At 62.7% G+C, this 17,342-nt stretch carries 13 protein-coding genes; 7 read left to right on the top strand and 6 right to left on the bottom strand.

What is annotated here, in order from left to right:
• The first annotated feature begins 102 nt into the window (after positions 1-102).
• From murD to EDD52_RS01140, 6 genes are all read left to right on the top strand, one after another.
• Positions 103-1,524, top strand: a complete 1,422-nt coding sequence (gene murD / locus EDD52_RS01165; protein ID WP_132241194.1) for a UDP-N-acetylmuramoyl-L-alanine--D-glutamate ligase — start codon at positions 103-105, stop codon at positions 1,522-1,524.
• A gap of 317 nt (positions 1,525-1,841) precedes the next feature.
• Positions 1,842-4,343, top strand: a complete 2,502-nt coding sequence (locus EDD52_RS01160; protein WP_132241193.1) for a TonB-dependent receptor — start codon at positions 1,842-1,844, stop codon at positions 4,341-4,343.
• A gap of 78 nt (positions 4,344-4,421) precedes the next feature.
• A complete protein-coding gene (locus EDD52_RS01155) occupies positions 4,422-5,105 on the top strand; it encodes a Fe2+-dependent dioxygenase (RefSeq protein WP_132241192.1) in 684 nt (227 codons plus the stop codon).
• Positions 5,106-5,107: 2 nt separating this feature from the next.
• On the top strand, positions 5,108-5,863 hold the full coding sequence (gene exbB, locus EDD52_RS01150; RefSeq protein ID WP_243651803.1) for a tonB-system energizer ExbB: 756 nt from the start codon (positions 5,108-5,110) through the stop codon (positions 5,861-5,863).
• 3 nt (positions 5,864-5,866) lie between these two features.
• Positions 5,867-6,313 (top strand): TonB system transport protein ExbD, encoded by a 447-nt coding sequence (gene exbD / locus EDD52_RS01145; RefSeq protein WP_132241190.1) that lies wholly within the window; start codon positions 5,867-5,869, stop codon positions 6,311-6,313.
• A complete protein-coding gene (locus EDD52_RS01140; RefSeq protein ID WP_132241189.1) occupies positions 6,310-7,164 on the top strand; it encodes an energy transducer TonB family protein in 855 nt (284 codons plus the stop codon). The genes exbD and EDD52_RS01140 overlap by 4 nt, the downstream gene beginning before the upstream one ends.
• Here EDD52_RS01140 and EDD52_RS01135 read toward each other — a convergent pair.
• Positions 7,151-8,272 carry an alpha-hydroxy acid oxidase gene (locus tag EDD52_RS01135; protein WP_132241188.1) on the bottom strand — a complete coding sequence of 374 codons (1,122 nt, stop codon included), beginning with the start codon at positions 8,270-8,272 and terminating at the stop codon, positions 7,151-7,153. The genes EDD52_RS01140 and EDD52_RS01135 overlap by 14 nt on opposite strands.
• 295 nt (positions 8,273-8,567) lie before the next feature.
• On the opposite strand from EDD52_RS01135, the gene EDD52_RS01130 reads away from it, so the two are divergent.
• On the top strand, positions 8,568-10,706 hold the full coding sequence (locus tag EDD52_RS01130; protein WP_165907432.1) for a PAS domain-containing protein: 2,139 nt from the start codon (positions 8,568-8,570) through the stop codon (positions 10,704-10,706).
• Between the two features lie 99 nt (positions 10,707-10,805).
• Here EDD52_RS01130 and EDD52_RS01125 read toward each other — a convergent pair whose 3' ends face one another.
• The 5 genes from EDD52_RS01125 to EDD52_RS01105 form a co-directional block, all read right to left on the bottom strand.
• On the bottom strand, positions 10,806-12,878 hold the full coding sequence (locus EDD52_RS01125; RefSeq protein ID WP_132241186.1) for a catalase: 2,073 nt from the start codon (positions 12,876-12,878) through the stop codon (positions 10,806-10,808).
• 116 nt (positions 12,879-12,994) lie between these two features.
• A complete protein-coding gene (locus tag EDD52_RS01120; protein ID WP_132241185.1) occupies positions 12,995-13,654 on the bottom strand; it encodes a hypothetical protein in 660 nt (219 codons plus the stop codon).
• A gap of 10 nt (positions 13,655-13,664) precedes the next feature.
• The gene (locus tag EDD52_RS01115; RefSeq protein ID WP_132241184.1) at positions 13,665-15,065 is read right to left on the bottom strand and encodes a selenium-binding protein SBP56-related protein; all 1,401 of its coding nucleotides are present in this window, start codon (positions 15,063-15,065) and stop codon (positions 13,665-13,667) included.
• A 95-nt stretch (positions 15,066-15,160) separates the two neighbouring features.
• Positions 15,161-16,147 (bottom strand): oxidoreductase, encoded by a 987-nt coding sequence (locus EDD52_RS01110; RefSeq protein WP_132241183.1) that lies wholly within the window; start codon positions 16,145-16,147, stop codon positions 15,161-15,163.
• A gap of 11 nt (positions 16,148-16,158) precedes the next feature.
• Positions 16,159-17,262 carry a dimethylsulfoniopropionate demethylase gene (locus tag EDD52_RS01105; protein WP_132241182.1) on the bottom strand — a complete coding sequence of 368 codons (1,104 nt, stop codon included), beginning with the start codon at positions 17,260-17,262 and terminating at the stop codon, positions 16,159-16,161.
• Positions 17,263-17,342: the final 80 nt, after the last annotated feature.

The raw sequence follows: 17,342 nt of genomic DNA, 5'->3' as shown, positions 1-17,342 counted from the left end.
CGGCTGAGCGCCTGATCTACCGGACGCATGTTTGCCGGTTATGGTGTGGCGGACATCAACCGGCTATGCAGGGCGCGGCAGTCATACAAGAGGGATAGGCAGATGATTCCGGTGAATGGTTTCGAAGGGCAAGAGATTGCCATACTCGGCCTTGGCCGGTCCGGCCTGTCGGCGGCGCGGGCCTTGCGGGCCGGGGGGGCAGAGCCTGTCTGCTGGGACGATAATCCCGCCGCGCGTACCGTGGCCGAGGCCGAGGGTTTCACCTGCCGCGATCTGGGGGGCGTTGACGGGTTTCGGGGCATTTCCCGGCTGATCGTGTCGCCCGGCATTCCGCATCTTTACCCCGTGCCCAATCCCGTTGTTGCGGCAGCGTGGGAGGCGGGCGTTCCCGTCGACAATGATATCGGCCTCTTCTTCCGGGCGCTGGCCGTGTCGGACTGGGATGATCACGGCGCCACGCCGCGCGTGATCGCTGTGACCGGGTCGAACGGCAAGTCCACCACCTCTGCCCTGATCCATCACCTGCTGCGCCACGCGGGGCGCAATGCGCAGCTTGCAGGCAATATCGGGCGCGGCGTGCTGGATATCGACCCGCCGGGGGATGGCGGCGTCGTGGTGCTGGAGCTTAGCTCTTACCAGACGGATCTGGCGCGCGCATTGACGCCCGATGTGGCGGTGTTTACCAACCTGTCGCCGGATCATCTGGACCGGCATGGCGGGCTGGGCGGCTACTTCGCGGCCAAGCGCAGGCTGTTCGCCGAAGGTGGGCCGGACCGTGCGGTGATTGGCGTGGATGAGGTCGAGGGCCGCTTTCTGGCCAACCAGCTGTCAGAGGCCGCCGTCGATGACCGGGTCATTCGTATATCCTCGGGTCAGAAACTGTCTGGCCCCGGCTGGCACGTCTTTGCAAGGAAGGGGTTCCTGACGGAATGGCGAAAGGGACGGCAGGTTGCCTCTATCGACCTGCGCGGCGTCAAGGGCCTGCCGGGCGCGCATAACCACCAGAATGCCTGTGCTGCCTATGCCGCTGTGCGCAGCTTTGGCATCGCGCCGCGTGTCATCGAAGCGGCGTTTCACGATTTCGAAGGTTTGCCGCATCGCAGCCAGACGGTCGCGGATGTGGGCGGCGTGCGCTTCGTCAATGACAGCAAGGCCACCAATGTGGACAGCGCGGCCAAGGCCCTGTCGGCCTTCGGGCGGGTGCGCTGGATCTGTGGCGGATTGCAGAAGGAAGGCGGGCTGGACGCCCTGTCCGGGGTGGCCGGATCCGTGATCAAAGCCTATGTGATCGGGCGAGAGGCCGCCGGTTTTGCCATGCAGCTTGGCGGGATCGAAAGCGAGGTTTGCGGCGACATGGCGACCGCTGTTGCCCGCGCATCGGCCGAAGCAGAGCCCGGCGATATCGTACTGCTGGCCCCGGCTGCGGCGAGCTTTGACCAATATGACAATTTCGAACAGCGTGGCGAGGATTTCGCAGCGCAGGTGCACCGGGTGCTGGAGCAGGGCGGGCAGGGCAGATCCTGATCGCGGCGCCACTGCGCCTTAACTGAACATGCCCGCGCCATGATCCGTCCCATGGCCGGGCGCGCGGTGATCCGGCGGGCGGCCAGCTGCGTCCGGGGCGCCGTCCGTGTCACCACAAACGCCGCGTTTCCAAGCGTGCGCCCCCGTAGAACAAGGACGGAATGTCGCGGCGGCCAAGGTTCCCGGGGCTGAATACTTTACATGACAAAAATAGTCTGGTACTCGGATTCGCATCGCCGCGCCATCCAGACTACCTCGGTCCAGACAGCCTCACCGGCAGATAAAAACAGAAAAAATCTGACCGAGGGATTTCCCCAATGCGCAGTTTGCGAAACAAGCCGTCTGCGGCCAATCTTGGCCGTTCAGGCGCAACTTCTTCCCTTTTCGGGGCTTCACTGACAGCGGCCTGCTTTGCCGGCTACGCCTATGCGCAAGATGCCAGCGCGACAGACGAGGGCATGATCGTTCTGCCGACCGTTGATGTCGAAACCACGCAGGCACCCGCGCCGACGCGGACGGTTGCACCGCGGCCCGCAGCCAAGCCTGTCCGCCGCACCGTGGCGGCGCCCACAGTCTGTACACCTGCGCTGGCAGGCACGCCCGTCTGTGCAGAGCAGGAAGCCGCAGAAGCCGCCGCAGCCCAAGCCGCCGCAGAGGCCGCAGCCGCTGCACAAGCCGCAGCGCTGGCCGAGGCCAAGGCCCGCGCAGGCACCAACCCGAACGCAGATCCGGCTGCCCCGTTCAAGGCCGACCGCCTGACGAATTCCAAGATCCAGGGCGAAGTTCTGGACACGCCGCGCACCGTGACTGCGATCACGCAGGAAGTCATCGAGACGACGAACGCCACCTCGGTTCGCCAGCTTGCCCGGAGCACGCCCGGTATCTCGCTGGGCTTCGGTGAGGGTGGCAACGCCTTCGGCGACAACATCTATATCCGCGGTTTCAAGGCAAACAACGACATCTATGTCGATGGCGTCCGCGATCCCGGTATCTCTGTCCGCGAAACCTTTGCGACCGAGCAGGTCGAGGTTCTGAAAGGCCCGGCAGGCTCTGTCGCCGGTCGCGGCACCACGGGCGGCGCGCTGAACATCGCCACGAAGAAACCTCAGGACGTGGATTTCTATGAATTCTCGACCGAGCTTTCCAGCTCTGGCACCGTGCGTCAGACATTTGACCTCAACCAGGCCACGAATGACCGCCTGCAACTGCGCCTGAACGGCCTGCTGCAAGAGGGCGAGGTCGCGGGGCGCGATGAAGTCTATGACAACCGTGAGGGTCTGGCTGCTGCCGCGCGTTACAAGCTGTCCGACAATGTCACGCTGGAAGGTGAATACAGCTACACCAAGATCGAGCAGATGCCCGACTGGGGTGTGCCGTATATCAACGATGGCGACGAGACCGACGGGATCAACATTCCCAGCGGGCCGGTCACCGAACATGGCATCGACCGCGATACGTTCTACGGCGTTCCGGGCCGCGATTTTCAGGACGTCACGCAGAAGGTCGCGACCGCTCGCCTGATCTGGGAAATGGATAACGGGCTGACGCTGACCAACACGCTGCGCGGTTCCCGCTCGATCAACGACTACGTTCTGACGGCCCCTTCCAGTGTCAGCGACAACGGATCGACGGACCCGGATGACTGGACCGTGGGGCTGAGCTTCAAGAGCCTTTATCAGGAAACTGAAGTCATCTCGAATGACACCGAGCTGACCGGCGAAAACGCACTGTTCGGCATGAACCATCAATGGGTTGCGGGTCTGCATGTCTCGAAAGAGACGGTCAGCAAGACCGGCTATGACAACCTGACGTCAGAAGATTACGAACCGCCCGCGGGTCAGAGGGGCTGTACCGTGTCTGCCGTCAATCCCGATCCGTCCGCCTGCTGGCTGGGTGCCGATCCGGAGCGGCGCGACGAGTTCACCGACACGGAGGTCAAGACCGTCTCGCTTTATCTGGTCGACAAGGTTGACCTGTCGCCCAGCTGGATCCTTGATGCCGGTATCCGCGTGGATCACTACCAGATCGACCGCGACAGCGGCGACACCTCGCTGTCACGCGAAGACACGATGTGGAACGGCAACCTTGGCCTGACCTGGAAACCGCAGGAAAACCTTAGCCTCTACGGCGCCATTGCGACCTCGACCAACCCGATGGGGCAAGAGATTGCCGCGGGTGGCAGCTTCTACGGCGGGCTTGATTCCGGCGGCGAGGATCTGGCACCGGAACGCAACACCAGCATCGAGCTTGGCGCGAAATACGAGCTTAACGACCACCTGCTGCTGACCGCCGCGTTGTTCCAGACGACCAAGGACAATGCGCGTGAAGATATCGGCCCGCGCGGTGCAACGGTGACAGACGACACGCTGAAATACCGTCTGCAAGGGATCGAACTGGGCGTTGCGGGCAAGCTGAACGATCGCGTTGGCCTTTATGGCGGTGCCGTCTTCATGCAGTCTGAAATCCTGGAAAGCGATGACGACGAGAATGTCGGTGAATCGCTGGCCACCATCGCGCATAAGCAGTTCAACCTGCTGGCCACCTATGACGTGACAAGCGAGCTGATGCTTGGCGTTCAGGCCAACTGGACGGGCGAGCGCCAGCTGGGCTCTGTCGCGGCCAATGACAACAAGCTGCCGTCCCACTGGACCTTTGATCTGGTCGGATCCTACGACATCAATGACACCACATCCGTTCGGTTTGGCGTCAAGAATGCGGCGGACGAAGTCTACTACGACACGGCTTACCGGTCGGGCGAACCCTTCACCTATGTCGCCCCCGGGCGGGAGGTCTGGGCCGCGCTTGACCTGAAGTTCTAGGCCTTCGGGTTTCCCTCGGCGGGGGCGGCCTCTGGTCGGCCTCGCCACCTGTATTTTAGACCACAAGGGGGCATTTACATGCTCATCACGATCCCGGAAGTGTTCAGCCGCGACGAGGTGCGCGACATCCGCGCACAGCTGGACGCGGCCGACTGGCAGGACGGTCGCCAGACCGCAGGCGCGCAAAGCCAGGAGGTCAAGCGCAACCGCCAGCTGCCCGCGACCGGCGAGGTGGCGCGTGCCCTTGGCCAGACCATTCTGGAACGGCTGGGACAGAACCCATTGTTCCTGTCGGCAGCCTTGCCCCTGCGCATCCTGCCGCCGATGTTCAACCGCTATGAAAGCGGCGAGACTTTCGGCGTGCATGTCGACAATGCGATCCGGGTGAACCCGTTTTCCGGCGACCGGCTGCGTACGGATCTGTCGATGACAGTCTTTTTCTCGGATCCCGACGAATATGACGGCGGCGAGCTGATCGTCGAGGATCATTACGGCGCGCAGGAGGTCAAGCTGCCTGCGGGGGACATGGTGCTTTACCCCTCGACCTCGCTGCACGAGGTCACGCCGGTGACGCGCGGGGCGCGGGTGTCGTCCTTCTTCTGGCTGCAAAGCATGGTGCGGTCGAACGAGCAGCGCACCATCCTGTTTGATCTGGACCAGACGATCCAGACGCTTGCGGGGCGCATGGGGGCAGACGACGCCGAGGTCGTGCGCCTGACCGGTATCTACCACAACATGATCCGCCAATGGACGGAGGTCTGAATATGGAAATCTCGTTTACCGACTGGCAGGCGGGGCTGACCCAATGGTTGGCCGAGGCCGGGCAGGACCACATGTCACCGATGGGCATGTATCTTGCCGCCGATGTCGTCGTGCAATCTGTGATGGTGACGCTGGCCGTGGCCTCTGTTTTGGTCTGGGCGATCTTTGCCGCGCGGCTGGTGCTGCTGTCCTTTGCCCGCCGCAGGCTGCGCCGCAATTACCGCGCGCTGGACCGCGCGGGCACGTTGAACGCGGTGCGGACGCGGTTTGAAAAGGGCCAGGGCGTCGTGGGTGCCATGGTGCGCGCCGCGATGGAGGAACGTCGCAAATCGGCCGAGGCCGAGGCGCCGGGCATTAAAGAGCGCACCGAAAGCGCGCTGTCGCGGATCGAGGCCGGTGCCGCGCGCGGCATGCAGAAGGGCACGGGCGTGCTGGCTATTACCGGCTCCACCGCGCCATTCATCGGGCTTTTCGGCACTGTCTGGGGCATCATGAACAGCTTTGTGTCCATCGCAGAGACCAATACCACCAACCTTGCCGTGGTTGCCCCCGGTATTGCCGAGGCGCTTTTGGCCACGGCGATTGGTCTGGTCGCGGCGATCCCGGCGGTGATTTTCTATAACATCCTTGCGCGCGCCATCGGTGGCTATCGCGGGATGCTGGCGGATGCGTCGGCGCTGGTGCAGCGGACCCTGTCGCGGGATCTGGACCTTGCCCCGCGCACACAGGCGGACCGCATCCTTCAGGCGGCGGAGTAGATCATGGGAGCGCGGCTGTCCTCGGGCATGGATGACGATCTGGCGGAAAACGCCGAGATCAACATCACGCCCTTCATCGATGTCATGCTGGTGCTGCTGATCATCTTCATGGTGGCGGCACCGCTCTCGACCGTGGATATACCGGTGGAGCTGCCCGTGGCCGTGGCCGACGCGCCCGAACGCCCGTCAGAACCGGTGTTCATCACCCTCAAGGAAGACCTGACACTTGCCGTGGGCGAGGCCGAGGCCGAGCTGGACACGCTGCTGATGGAGGTGGGCATCGCCACGCAGCTGAACCGCAACGAGCGGCTTTATATCCGCGCCGACAAATCCGTGCCTTATGGCGAATTGATCAATGTGATGAACGCCTTGCGGGCCGAAGGTTATCTGAAGGTGGGCCTTGTCGGTCTGGACGAGAGTGCCGCACCTCCGACCGGGGAAGCAGAATGAGCCTTGTCTACAAAGGGGCGGCCGGCCTGTTACCTGTAGCGGCCTTGGGCGTCGGCCTGTCGGTTGCCGCCCATGTCGCCGTTCCAGCCGCATTTCTGGCCCGTGCGCCAGAGCAGCCGCCGGAAATCCGCCAGGAAGATGCGGGCGTGCAGGGCGCGATCCTGTTCGACCTGTCTGATGTCATCGCGGCCCCTTCAGAGGCGGGCGAAGACAGCACAGAGGTCGCCGAGGCTGTCGAGGCCCCCACCGTCACGGAATCCCCCGAAGCGGTGGATCCGGCGCAGGCGGCGGACGAGCCGTTGCTGAACCAGACCCCCTATGACGTGACGGATGACGAGCTGAAATTCGGCGTGGCCGCCCCCGATCCCGCGAACGAGACGCAGGACAAGGCCTATGAAACCGCGCAGGAATACGAAGAAGAAAAGGTGGATCAGAACACCTCTCTTGGTGCGACGGCGGCGGATGCGTCGCAGGCATCGGTTTCCGGGGTAGAGGCAGAGGCCACCGCCGACAAGGCCACAGCCAGCAGCGAAGGTCTGACGGCCGAGCAGTTGGCAGAGATCACCGAGTGGCAGAAAGCGGTGGTGTTGCGGATCGCCAAGGCAAAATCCTATCCCTCTTCCGCGCGCAAGAAGGGGCTGGAAGGCGAGGTGCGGGTGAAATTCACGCTCGACCGCTACGGCGTTGTCGTGTCGCGGGCGGTTGCGGAATCCTCTGGCCATGGGGCTCTGGACGAGGCCGCGCTGAAGGTGTTTGACGAGATGGACAAGCTGCCGACCCCGCCGAACCACCTCGTGGGTGACAGCTTTACCCTGATGATCCCTCTGAATTATCGCATCAAGAAGGGCTGATGCCCGCAGGCAGGACGACCCGGTCCCGCGTGATGTCTTTCAGGGTGGCGCATCCGGTCAACGCCATCGCGACCTCCAGCTCGTCGCGCAGCAGGCGCAGCACATGGCTGGCGCCTTGCGCGCCTGCAACCGCCAATCCGTGAACGAGCGGCCGTCCGACCAGAACCGCCGTTGCCCCCAGCGCCAGCGCCTTCAGCACGTCCACGCCGCGCCGGATACCGCCATCCATCAGCACCGGCACCGCGCCTTCGACCCGCGCCACGATGTCGGGCAGGGCGGTGATGCTGGACAGGGCACCATCCAGCGCCCGGCCGCCATGATTTGATACGATGATGCCCGCGGCACCGGCCCCGATCCCGGCGTGGGCATCCTCGGGGTCAAGGATGCCTTTCAGAAGAACGGGCAGGGGGGCGTTTTTGCACAGCCACGCGACATCCTCCCATGTCGGCAGCAGATGCGCGACCCGGTCAAACAGAAGGGATTCGCCGTCATCCAGCGGCGCAAGGCGGGGCGTTGGCATACCGTCAAGATTGACCGCGCGCAACTGCGGCGGCAGGGCGAACCCGGCCTCGATCTCGGCATCGCGAACCCCGTTGACCGGCGCATCCACCGTCAGAACCAATGCACTGAACCCGGCGCTGGCCGCGCGGTTGGCCAGCGCCAATGTCGCCTCTGGCGTCACCTGCCAATAAAGCTGGAACCATTCGCAGCCTTCGCCGTGGGTTCGCACCGCTTCCATCGGTTGCGAGGCCTGCGCGCTCAGCACCATGCCGCCGCCCTGGGCCGTGACCGCCGCCGCCAACGCGGCCTCGCCATCGGGATGCAACAGCGACATATAGGCCATCGGTGCGGCAAGAATGGGATGCGCCAGCCGCTGCCCCAGCAAGCTCAGCCCCGTACCACCGCCGCGCAGATCGCGCAGCACCCGGGGGCGAAGCCGGATCGCCTCCAGATCCGCAAGATTGCGCTGCAACGTGGATTGCTGGCCTGCGCCTTCAAGGAAATAGGCCGCAATGTCGCGCGCCAGCCCTTCCCGCGCCGCCCGCTGGTAGCTTGCAAGCGTCGCGGGCAGGGCGGTGGTGTCGCTGTCGGATCGGGCCTGCGTCATCTTGGGCGCGGCATCGGGAGTGTGCGTGGGGCGTAGGGCAACGGATGGGTCCGGTGTGGGGTAAGTGTATGGCCATATTTCTTGACTGAAATGCTAAGTTTTGTCAAACGATCGGGCATGGCCCCGAAAACTGACGCGCTGGTGCATTTGCGAAGAAGGGGATGCATCGCCCGTTGCAGCAGGCGCAGGCGCGCGACCCACTGGTCAAACCGCGCCGCCGCTTATAGTCTTTCCCCAGCCATCCGTCCGACCTGAAAGCCCAAAGAGTGACCCGAAAATGAGGCAAAGCCCGCAAATGTCCGATCTGCTGGTCTTGCAGTCGGTTCTAGACGCCATGAGCGATGCCTCTGCCATGATCGGACAGGATGGCACCATCCTTTGCGTCAATCGCAAATGGCGGCAGTTCAGCGGCGAGAATGAAGGCGACCTGGTATCGCATTACGTGGGCACGAACTATATCGGCGTGTGCCAGAGCAGCTCTGGCGAGGGTGCGGAACTGGCGCGCCATATCGCGGCCGGTATCGAAGGCGTTCTGCGGGAGGCAAAGGTCTTTGGCGCCGAATATCCCTGCCATTCCAACACCGAACGGCGCTGGTTCGAGGTGCATGCCAACCCGTTCGACCTTGCGGGCGAACGCTATGCATTGATCGCCCATCGCAACGTGACGTCGCGTGTTCTTGCGCAGGACGAGGCGCTTCATGCAGAGCAGAATGCCCAGAACCTTGCGGCCATCGTGGCGACAATGCCGGACGCGGTGCTGGCCTTCGATCTGGAAGGGCGCATCAACAGTTGGAACGCTGCGGCGCAGAAGTTGTATGGCTACCGCCGCGACGAGGTGATAGGCCAGTCGATGGAGATCCTGTATCCGCCCGGATGGCCCAGAGGGATCAAGGATTATATCGCTGATATCGTCGTCAACGACCTGCGGCATTTCGATGTTGTGCGCATGACCAGATCGGGCCAGCTGCGCACGATCGCGATCACGGCGGCGCCGATCAGGGACCCGTCGGGAGAGGTGATCGGCATCTCCAACGTGCATCGCGATGTCACCGAAGAGCGCGAGGCGCAACAGCGGCTACGCAGCGTACTGGATAACCTGTTTTCCTTTGTCGGCGTGCTCGGTCTGGACGGCACGCTTGTCGAGGCGAACAAGGCCCCGCTTGAAGCTGCGGGCCTTCTTCCCAAGGATGTCATCGGCAAGAAATTCTGGGATTGCTACTGGTGGAGCTTTTCGCCCGACACGCAGGAACAGTTGCGCCAGTCCTGCGAAAAGGCGCGGAATGGCGAGGTCGTGCGGTACGATGTCGAGGTTCGGGTTGCCAACGATCAGCTGATATGGATCGATTTCCAGATCGCCCCGTTGCGCAACAGCAAGAGCGAGATCGTCAACCTGATCCCGTCCGGTATCGACATTTCTGAACGCAAGGCGATGCACAAGGCGCTGGAAGCGTCGCATCACACCTTTCAGACCCTCGTCGCGCGGTCGCCCTTCGGAATCTACACCGTCGATTCCGATCTGCGGCTTGCCCATGTCAGCGACGGCGCACAGCCCGTCTTTGCGAATGTGCGCCCGCTGATCGGCCGGGATTTCGCCGAGGCGCTGCGCACGATCTGGCCTGAACCCTTTGCGACCGAGGCGATCAATCGCTTTCACCACACGTTGGAAACCGGCGAGAAATACCACGCGCCCTCCACCATCGAACGCAGGAACGACAAGGATGCGGTCGAGGCCTATGACTGGATGATCGAGCGGATCGACATGCCCGACGGCCGCCCCGGCGTCGTGTGCAATTTCTACGATCTGTCAGAGCGGCAGAGATATGAGGAACATATCCGGCTGCTGATGCGCGAGGTCAATCACCGCTCGAAGAACCTGCTGACGGTCGTGATGTCGATGGCGCGCCAGACAGCCCGGACAGCCTCGCCCGCGGAATTCGTGGAACGTTTCTCGCAACGGCTTTATGGGCTCGCCGCCTCGCAGGATCTGATCGTGCGCGGCAACTGGGGCGGGGTCAGCGTGGCGGATCTGGTCAAATCGCAGCTGATCCACCTGGCCGAAGAGATCCAGGATCACCGCGTTCAGATGGAAGGCCCGGAGATGATCCTGTCGCCCTCGGCTGCCGAAGGCATCGGCGTGGCACTGCACGAGCTGTCGACCAACGCGTTGAAATATGGCTCTCTTTCCGGGGCCGAGGGCACCGTTGCCATTACCTGGAATATCGACGGCGATGACAACTCGTTCCGTATCGGCTGGGTGGAGCAGGGCGGCCCGCTTGTTACCGTGCCCGACCGGACGGGGTTCGGGCGGACTGTGATTGAGAAAATGGCGGCCAGCGCCGTCGGTGGACGTGTAGAGCTGGATTACGCCCCGACCGGTTTACAGTGGACGCTGATCGCGCCCATGACAGAGGTCGAGATGACCGAGACGGGGTAGCGCAGGCGCGGCCGCGCCCTGTCATGAATGGGTGGCATCAACCAGCCGCGCCGCAGCATTGCCGGATGACGCCCTTTTCAGATCTGGCCCGTTGCAGGGTCAGAGGGCCAGCTTGACCTTATCCTCGCGCTCCCAGTTGCGGGCCGACAGTTTACCAGCCAATGCATCGGCCCCGGACGGAAGTTCAAAGAAGAAGCTGTCGGGCTTTGCTCCTGCCTGCTTTATCAGCGGGGCGGCACCGTCAGTGTGGCCGATCGCCTTGCAATGCGCGAAGGCGTCAGAGACGAAATCAACCGCCGCCTTTTCGCCCGCCATCTGCTTTGCACCGTCTTCCGAAAGCACCAGTGCCACGGCATCAAAAAGCACCGACGGCGCGCCATCGACCTTTTCATCGGCGGGCAGGGTATCCCCATCCGCCAGCTTCACGCCGCCCACTTTGGGGCCCACGATCTTGACCATCGCGCCCTGGGCCTCGGCCGCCTTTCGCAGCGCTGTCACAACCGAGCCGTCAGTGCCGTCTGCAACAAGAATGCCCAGCATGCGCCCTGCATTGGGGGCCTCGTGCTTGAGGATCGACAAGGCGTCCGAGGGTTTCATCTCCACCGGGTCCTTGGCGGGGGCGGCGGCGTCTGGCAGGTCAAGGCCAAGCCCGTCCGCAACCCGCTGCGCCAACGTTTCGTCGATATTGCGGAGTTGAGAAAGCACCCGAACCCGGACGTGGTTCAGCTGCACTTTCGACAGCTCAAAGACGATGGCGGCCACGATATGCGTCTGCTCCACCTCCGTCTGCGAGTGGTAGAACTGCCGCGCCTGGCTGAAATGATCGGCAAAGGTTTCGGCCCGCACGCGGCGCTTGCCGCTCCCCGAGTTTTCGGCGTCCTGCACGGTTTTGAACCCGCTGCCGCTTGCACGGGGACCGGGATCTTCTCCGGCTTCGTCAAGGCTGTTGGGTTCATAATTCGCGCGCCCCTTGGGCACATGCGTCTGCATCAGCCCGTCACGCTGGAAGTTGTGCATCGGGCATTTCGGCGCGTTGATGGGGATCTGGTGGAAATTGGTCGTCCCCAGCCGCGATTTCTGCGTGTCGAGATAGGAAAAGAGCCGTCCCTGCAGCAGCGGGTCGTTGGTGAAGTCGATGCCCGGCACCACATTGGTCGGCAGGAAAGCGGCTTGCTCTGTCTCGGCAAAGAAATTGTCGGGGTAACGGTCCAGCACCATGCGGCCGATGATGCGCACCGGTACGTCCTCTTCGGGGACAAGCTTTGTCGCGTCCAGAACGTCATAGGGCTGTTTGTCGGCCCAGTCTTCGTCGATGACCTGAATGCCCAGCTCCCATTCGGGGTAGTCACCTGCCTGAATGGAATCGAACAGGTCGCGCCGGTGATAGTCGGGATCGACGCCCGAAATTTTCACCGCCTCGTCCCATGTCGTGGACTGCACGCCCAATTTCGGCTTCCAGTGGAACTTGACCATGGTGGATTTGCCGTCGGCATTCACGAGCCGGAACGTATGCACGCCGAACCCTTCCATCATCCGCAGGCTGCGCGGAATGCCACGATCCGACATGGCCCACATGATCATGTGCATGCTTTCCGGCATGAGCGACACGAAGTCCCAGAACGTATCATGCGCCGATGCCGCCTGTGGGAAACCCCTGTCTGCTTCGGGTTTGACTGCATGGACAAGGTCGGGAAATTTCATCGCGTCCTGAATGAAGAAGACGGGGATATTGTTGCCGACAAGATCCCAGTTGCCTTCGTCAGTGTAGAACTTCACCGCAAAGCCCCGGACGTCGCGGGGCGTGTCCTTGGACCCTTTCGACCCGGCCACGGTGGAGAACCGTGTGAAGACGGGGACCGTTGCGCCCTTTTCCTGAAAAAGGGACGCGCTGGTAAGTTCGGGGATCGGGTCCGTACATTCGAAATAGCCATGCGCGCCGGTGCCGCGCGCATGCACGATCCGTTCAGGGATACGCTCGTGATCGAAGTGGAAGATTTTTTCGCGCAGAACGAAATCTTCAAGGAGCGTTGGCCCGCGTTCGCCCGATTTCAAAGAGTTCTGGTTGTCCGAAATGGGAACGCCGTGGTTGGTTGTCAGCGCAGGTTCGCCGCGCTGCTGCGTCTCGCCGCCAGTGCCTTGGGGAAGGTCTGTCTTGGTGGGTGTCTTGGCCATGATCGTTGTACTCTCCGGTTGCGCGATATTCGCAGATCAACACCCGATGGGCGCGATTGTTCCGGCAGTACTTGGCGCGTTGGTTGGTGGTGGCGTGTCTTGGGGGAATTGACGGGTCAGCCGCTTTGGTAAGCGCCGAGCAGCCCGATCACCCCGACAAGGACCAAAGACACCGCCCAGAGGATTTCGAGGTTGAACCAGCTTTTGGACAGGAACCGCAACCCCAGCCAGAGGTAGACGCCAACGGCCAGAATTGCGCCGGACAGGATCATCGCCGCCGTGTGGACCGCCGCAACCATCAGCGCAGTGCCAAGGTTGCTGGCCATCAGGGTCGTTGCCGCCTGATGCCCTGCATCCAGCGCGTCCGTCTGACACAGGCCCAGATACATCGGAACCAGCATCAGCCCGGCCCCATGTGCAAGTGCCGCCAGAAAGGACCACAGCGCCAGACGCGAGGGCGGCACGCGCGACAGAAAGCGCGGATGGCGGCGGTTGATCAGCAGGTAAAGCCCCATTCCGATCACGATCAGCGCGGCCGCGATGCGGATCTCGCGTTCGAACGACACCAGTGCCGCCATCATCGAAAATGGCAGCAGGATCAGGGTCATCGACAGGAAATGCCCCACGGCCAGCGCCAGCAGCGCCTTTGGCAGGGCAGCGGCGCGGCCCTCCATCAGTGCCGATGACACGGCAAGGGGCCAGCCCATGCCGGGGTTGATGCCGTGATAGATGCCCACGCCGACGACGGCCCACCAAAGGGCCGCCGCATCGATCATGCCGTCCACGTCAGGCGGAGGGGTAGCAGAAGCTGTCGGTCGAACAGTCGCCGCCTTCCAGCCGGATCTGGTGGCTGCGATAGCCTTCGGGGAAGTCGACCCAGAAGTCTTTGGCCAAAGTCAGCCCGCCGTTTTCGCCGCATTCCGCCATGACCATCGCCGCACCGCGTTCGCCCGGATAGAACTGGTCGTCCCATGTGGAATACAGCGAGTTGGTCCAGTAGACGCGTTTGCCATCGCGGCTGATCTCGACCATCTGCGGACCGTAGCCAAAGGCTTTGCCATTGGGGTGCGGGTTCTTCTTGACGATGCCGCCCAGTTCGACCTTGCCTGCCAACATCGGGTTCATCGGGTCAGAGACGTCGAATTGCAGCATCTCGCCCGTACCCCAGCAGGCGACATAAAGGTATTTGTCGTCAAGGCTGAGGTCGATATCGGTGACCAGCGGCGGCACCGCGCCAAAGCCCTTCAGAAGTTCGGGCAGGTCATCGGCATCGGCGGGTTGCGGGTCAATAGTGGCGGTCTTTTTGGCCTCAAATGTGCCATCCTCGTTGCGCCACCAGGTGAAGATCGCGCCTTGCAGATTGGTCGTGTCGACGACCACGCCGCAGAACCCGTATTGCTTGGCCGGGTCATGCGCGGGGCGGATTTCCAGCGCCATCTGGTGGTTCTCGCCCAGATCAATGGTCTGCGTGCATTTGCGCCCGCGCAGATCCCAGAAATGGATCGAGTGGCCGTATTTGTTGGAAAGAAGATCCTCGGGTACGATGCCGTTCTCAAACTGCGGCGGCAGGCCCCATTCGGAACTGACCATGTAGTCGCGCGGCAGGTTCCACCAGAAATCGTAATGCTTGTCCTGCGCGCCGCGGTCCATCTCGTACCGGCCCAAGATCTCGAATGTTTCGCAATCCATGATGAAGATCCCCGGAGGGCCATCCGTGCCATCCTTGCCTGCGCCACCAAGGGTCGAGACATAAATGCCTTCGGGGCCGCAATGGATCGTGTGGGGGCGGGAATAGCCGGTCTTCTCGAACAGCTCTTCGGGTTCGATGATCTTGTGGATGCTGGCCTTGAGCGGCTCCTTCACGTCGATGATGTAGATGCGCGAGGACCGGATGCCGGGGATGATCAGGTAACGCCGTTCAAGAAAGGCATGGCCGGTCAGCGGCGACAGGGCCGAGGAGCATGCGTTCCACCCGAAATGGTGAAACTCGTCGCCCTTGTTGGGCATGAACAGGCTGTGCAGGATCTGGCCGTAAGTCTTGGAGTTCGGATCAACATCCACCACGGCAAGCCCGTCTGGTTGAGAGCCGTCGGGGCTGAGCATCAGGGTGAAGGCAAGCGTTTCGACCGGCCCTTCCATCGCCAGCTTGGCAGACGGGTAGAATGTCGGATCTGGTCTTAAAGTCATGATTTCCTCCCAAGAAATATACTTAAATGCTCAGATGGTGCCTCCTTTGGTTTGCGGGCGGCTTCTATGGCCGCCGCGCAGGTTGATGTAGCGTGTCAGGCCGTCACGTCGACGACGACGCGGCCCTTGACCTGACCTTTCAGGATGTCGCGGCCAAGGCCCGGCAGGTCCGAAAGTGTCGCGGGCTGGACCATCGCCTCCAGCTTGTCCATCGGCAGGTCCTTGGCAATGCGCTGCCACGCGCGAACGCGGTTCTCGTAGGGCTGCATCACGCTGTCGATGCCCAGCAGGTTCACGCCGCGCAGGATGAAAGGCGTGATCAGCGCGCCCTCGATCGCGGCACCGCCGGCCAGACCGATCGCCGCGACAGAGCTGCCATATTGCATCTGCTTGAGCACGCGGCCCAGCATGGCACCTGCCACAGCATCGACGCAGCCGCCCCAGACCTCTGCCTCAAGCGGTTTGCGCGTCATCTCTGTCAGTTCTTCGCGGGCCACAATCTGGGTTGCGCCAAGGCTTTTGAGGTAGTCCTCCTGCTCCGGTCGGCCGGTCACGGCGGCGACCTGATGGCCGAGATTGGCAAGGATTGCGGTCGCGACAGAGCCAACGCCGCCCGCGGCACCGGTCACCAGCACGGGGCCATCCTTGATGCCCTGATCCTCCAGCGCCATGACGGCCAGCATGGCGGTCAGGCCGGCGGTGCCCACGGCCATCGCCTGCCGGGGGGTCAGACCGTCGGGCAGGGGCACCAGCATATCGGCCTTGACCCGCGCTTTTTCGGCATAGCCGCCCCAGCGGTTTTCGCCCACGCGCCAGCCGGTCAGCACCACCTTGTCACCCGGTTTGTAGCGGTCATCATCCGAGGTTTCGACCGTACCTGCAAAGTCGATGCCGGGGACATGCGGGTAATTGCGCACAAGACCGCCACCCGGCCCGATGCACAGCCCGTCCTTGTAATTGACCGTCGAATACTCGACCGTGACGGTGACGTCGCCCTCGGGCAGCCGGTCTTCGCTGATTTCCTGCACAGAGGCCGAGGTCTTGCCCTCGTCATCCTTTTCAACAAGCAGTGCCTTGAACATTTCGGTCCTTTCTAAAGCCAAAAATTCTCATGTACGGTGGCGTGGCGCAAACCGTCTGGCGCCTCGACCGTCAATTCGGTGCCATCATCCCAATGGGTCATGCGGATCATGCCAATGGCGACGTTGGTGTTGAAATCGGGCGACCACGCGGCGGAAGAGATCCGCCCGACCGTCTTTGACCCTGCCTTGACCGGCCAATACCGGTCGCAGCCGGGGACGGCGGGGCCCTCGATGGATATTGCGCGGATCTGTTTGACCGGGCCTTCGGTTGCAACCCGCAGCAGCGCGTCGCGCCCGATACAGCCGATGGCCGTCTGGGTGTTGCAGAACCGGCCCAGCCCGCATTCATGCGGTGTGTTATCGTCGGTCATGTCGTTGCCATAGGAGAGCAGCCCGGCTTCGATCCTCTCGATCAAGTTGGGGCAGCCGGCATGCACGTCAAGATCGCGGCCCGCCTCCATCAGCGCATTCCACAAAGGCATGCCGATATCGCTGCCTTCGACATAGATTTCGAACCCGCCTTGTTTGGAGTAGCCAGAGCGCGCCACCACCATGTCGCGCCCCTGGAAATCCAGATGCATGAAGCGGAAGAACCGGATATCGCGCACCACATCGCCAAAGACGCGCGCCATCAGATCATCGGCTTTCGGGCCTTGTATGGCGAGCGGGGACACGTCCGGTTCGTCCACCAGCACATCAAGACGGTAGCCATAGGCCAACCCCTTGATCCAATACAGAAGATCGCTGTCGGCGATGGAGATCCACCAGCGATCCTCGGCCAGTTTCACCGCGACGGGGTCATTCAGCATGCCGCCGGTCTCGTCCACGATGGGGACGTAGTAGCATTGCCCCGGCAGCATCGAGCGCAGATCGCGCGGGGTCAGAAGCTGCACCAGCCTGCCGGCATCCGGCCCGCGCAGTTCCACCTGGCGTTCGCAGGCCACATCCCATATCTGCACGGCCTCTTTCAGGTGCCGGTAATCTTCTTCGATAGACCGGAACATCGTCGGCAGCAGCATGTGATTGTAGACCGTATAGGCCTTGACCCCCGCGGCCTCTACGCCATCGGAAAAGGGGGTGCGCCGCAGCCGGCGAGAAGGAGAGATAAGCGCCATCTGTGGTTACTCCAGTAGCGTGATGCGGGGGCGATGGGGTCGGCTTTGCAGACCGTCCACGCGCCCCGGCAAACCTGTTT

The sequence above is a fragment of the Primorskyibacter sedentarius genome, from assembly GCF_004342065.1.
GTDB lineage: Bacteria > Pseudomonadota > Alphaproteobacteria > Rhodobacterales > Rhodobacteraceae > Primorskyibacter > Primorskyibacter sedentarius.
This window is presented reverse-complemented; position numbering and strand designations above follow the sequence as displayed.

What these genes read in the sequence shown, in the direction of transcription:
- EDD52_RS01130 (WP_165907432.1), top strand. Translation starts at nt 8,568, where the DNA reads ATGTCCGATCTGCTGGTCTTGCAGTCGGTTCTAGACGCCATGAGCGAT.
- EDD52_RS01160 (WP_132241193.1), top strand. Translation starts at nt 1,842, where the DNA reads ATGCGCAGTTTGCGAAACAAGCCGTCTGCGGCCAATCTTGGCCGTTCA.
- EDD52_RS01120 (WP_132241185.1), bottom strand. Translation starts at nt 13,654, where the DNA reads ATGATCGATGCGGCGGCCCTTTGGTGGGCCGTCGTCGGCGTGGGCATC.
- EDD52_RS01110 (WP_132241183.1), bottom strand. Translation starts at nt 16,147, where the DNA reads ATGTTCAAGGCACTGCTTGTTGAAAAGGATGACGAGGGCAAGACCTCG.
- murD (WP_132241194.1), top strand. Translation starts at nt 103, where the DNA reads ATGATTCCGGTGAATGGTTTCGAAGGGCAAGAGATTGCCATACTCGGC.
- EDD52_RS01115 (WP_132241184.1), bottom strand. Translation starts at nt 15,065, where the DNA reads ATGACTTTAAGACCAGATCCGACATTCTACCCGTCTGCCAAGCTGGCG.
- exbD (WP_132241190.1), top strand. Translation starts at nt 5,867, where the DNA reads ATGGGAGCGCGGCTGTCCTCGGGCATGGATGACGATCTGGCGGAAAAC.
- EDD52_RS01155 (WP_132241192.1), top strand. Translation starts at nt 4,422, where the DNA reads ATGCTCATCACGATCCCGGAAGTGTTCAGCCGCGACGAGGTGCGCGAC.
- EDD52_RS01125 (WP_132241186.1), bottom strand. Translation starts at nt 12,878, where the DNA reads ATGGCCAAGACACCCACCAAGACAGACCTTCCCCAAGGCACTGGCGGC.
- EDD52_RS01105 (WP_132241182.1), bottom strand. Translation starts at nt 17,262, where the DNA reads ATGGCGCTTATCTCTCCTTCTCGCCGGCTGCGGCGCACCCCCTTTTCC.
- EDD52_RS01135 (WP_132241188.1), bottom strand. Translation starts at nt 8,272, where the DNA reads ATGACGCAGGCCCGATCCGACAGCGACACCACCGCCCTGCCCGCGACG.
- EDD52_RS01140 (WP_132241189.1), top strand. Translation starts at nt 6,310, where the DNA reads ATGAGCCTTGTCTACAAAGGGGCGGCCGGCCTGTTACCTGTAGCGGCC.
- exbB (WP_243651803.1), top strand. Translation starts at nt 5,108, where the DNA reads ATGGAAATCTCGTTTACCGACTGGCAGGCGGGGCTGACCCAATGGTTG.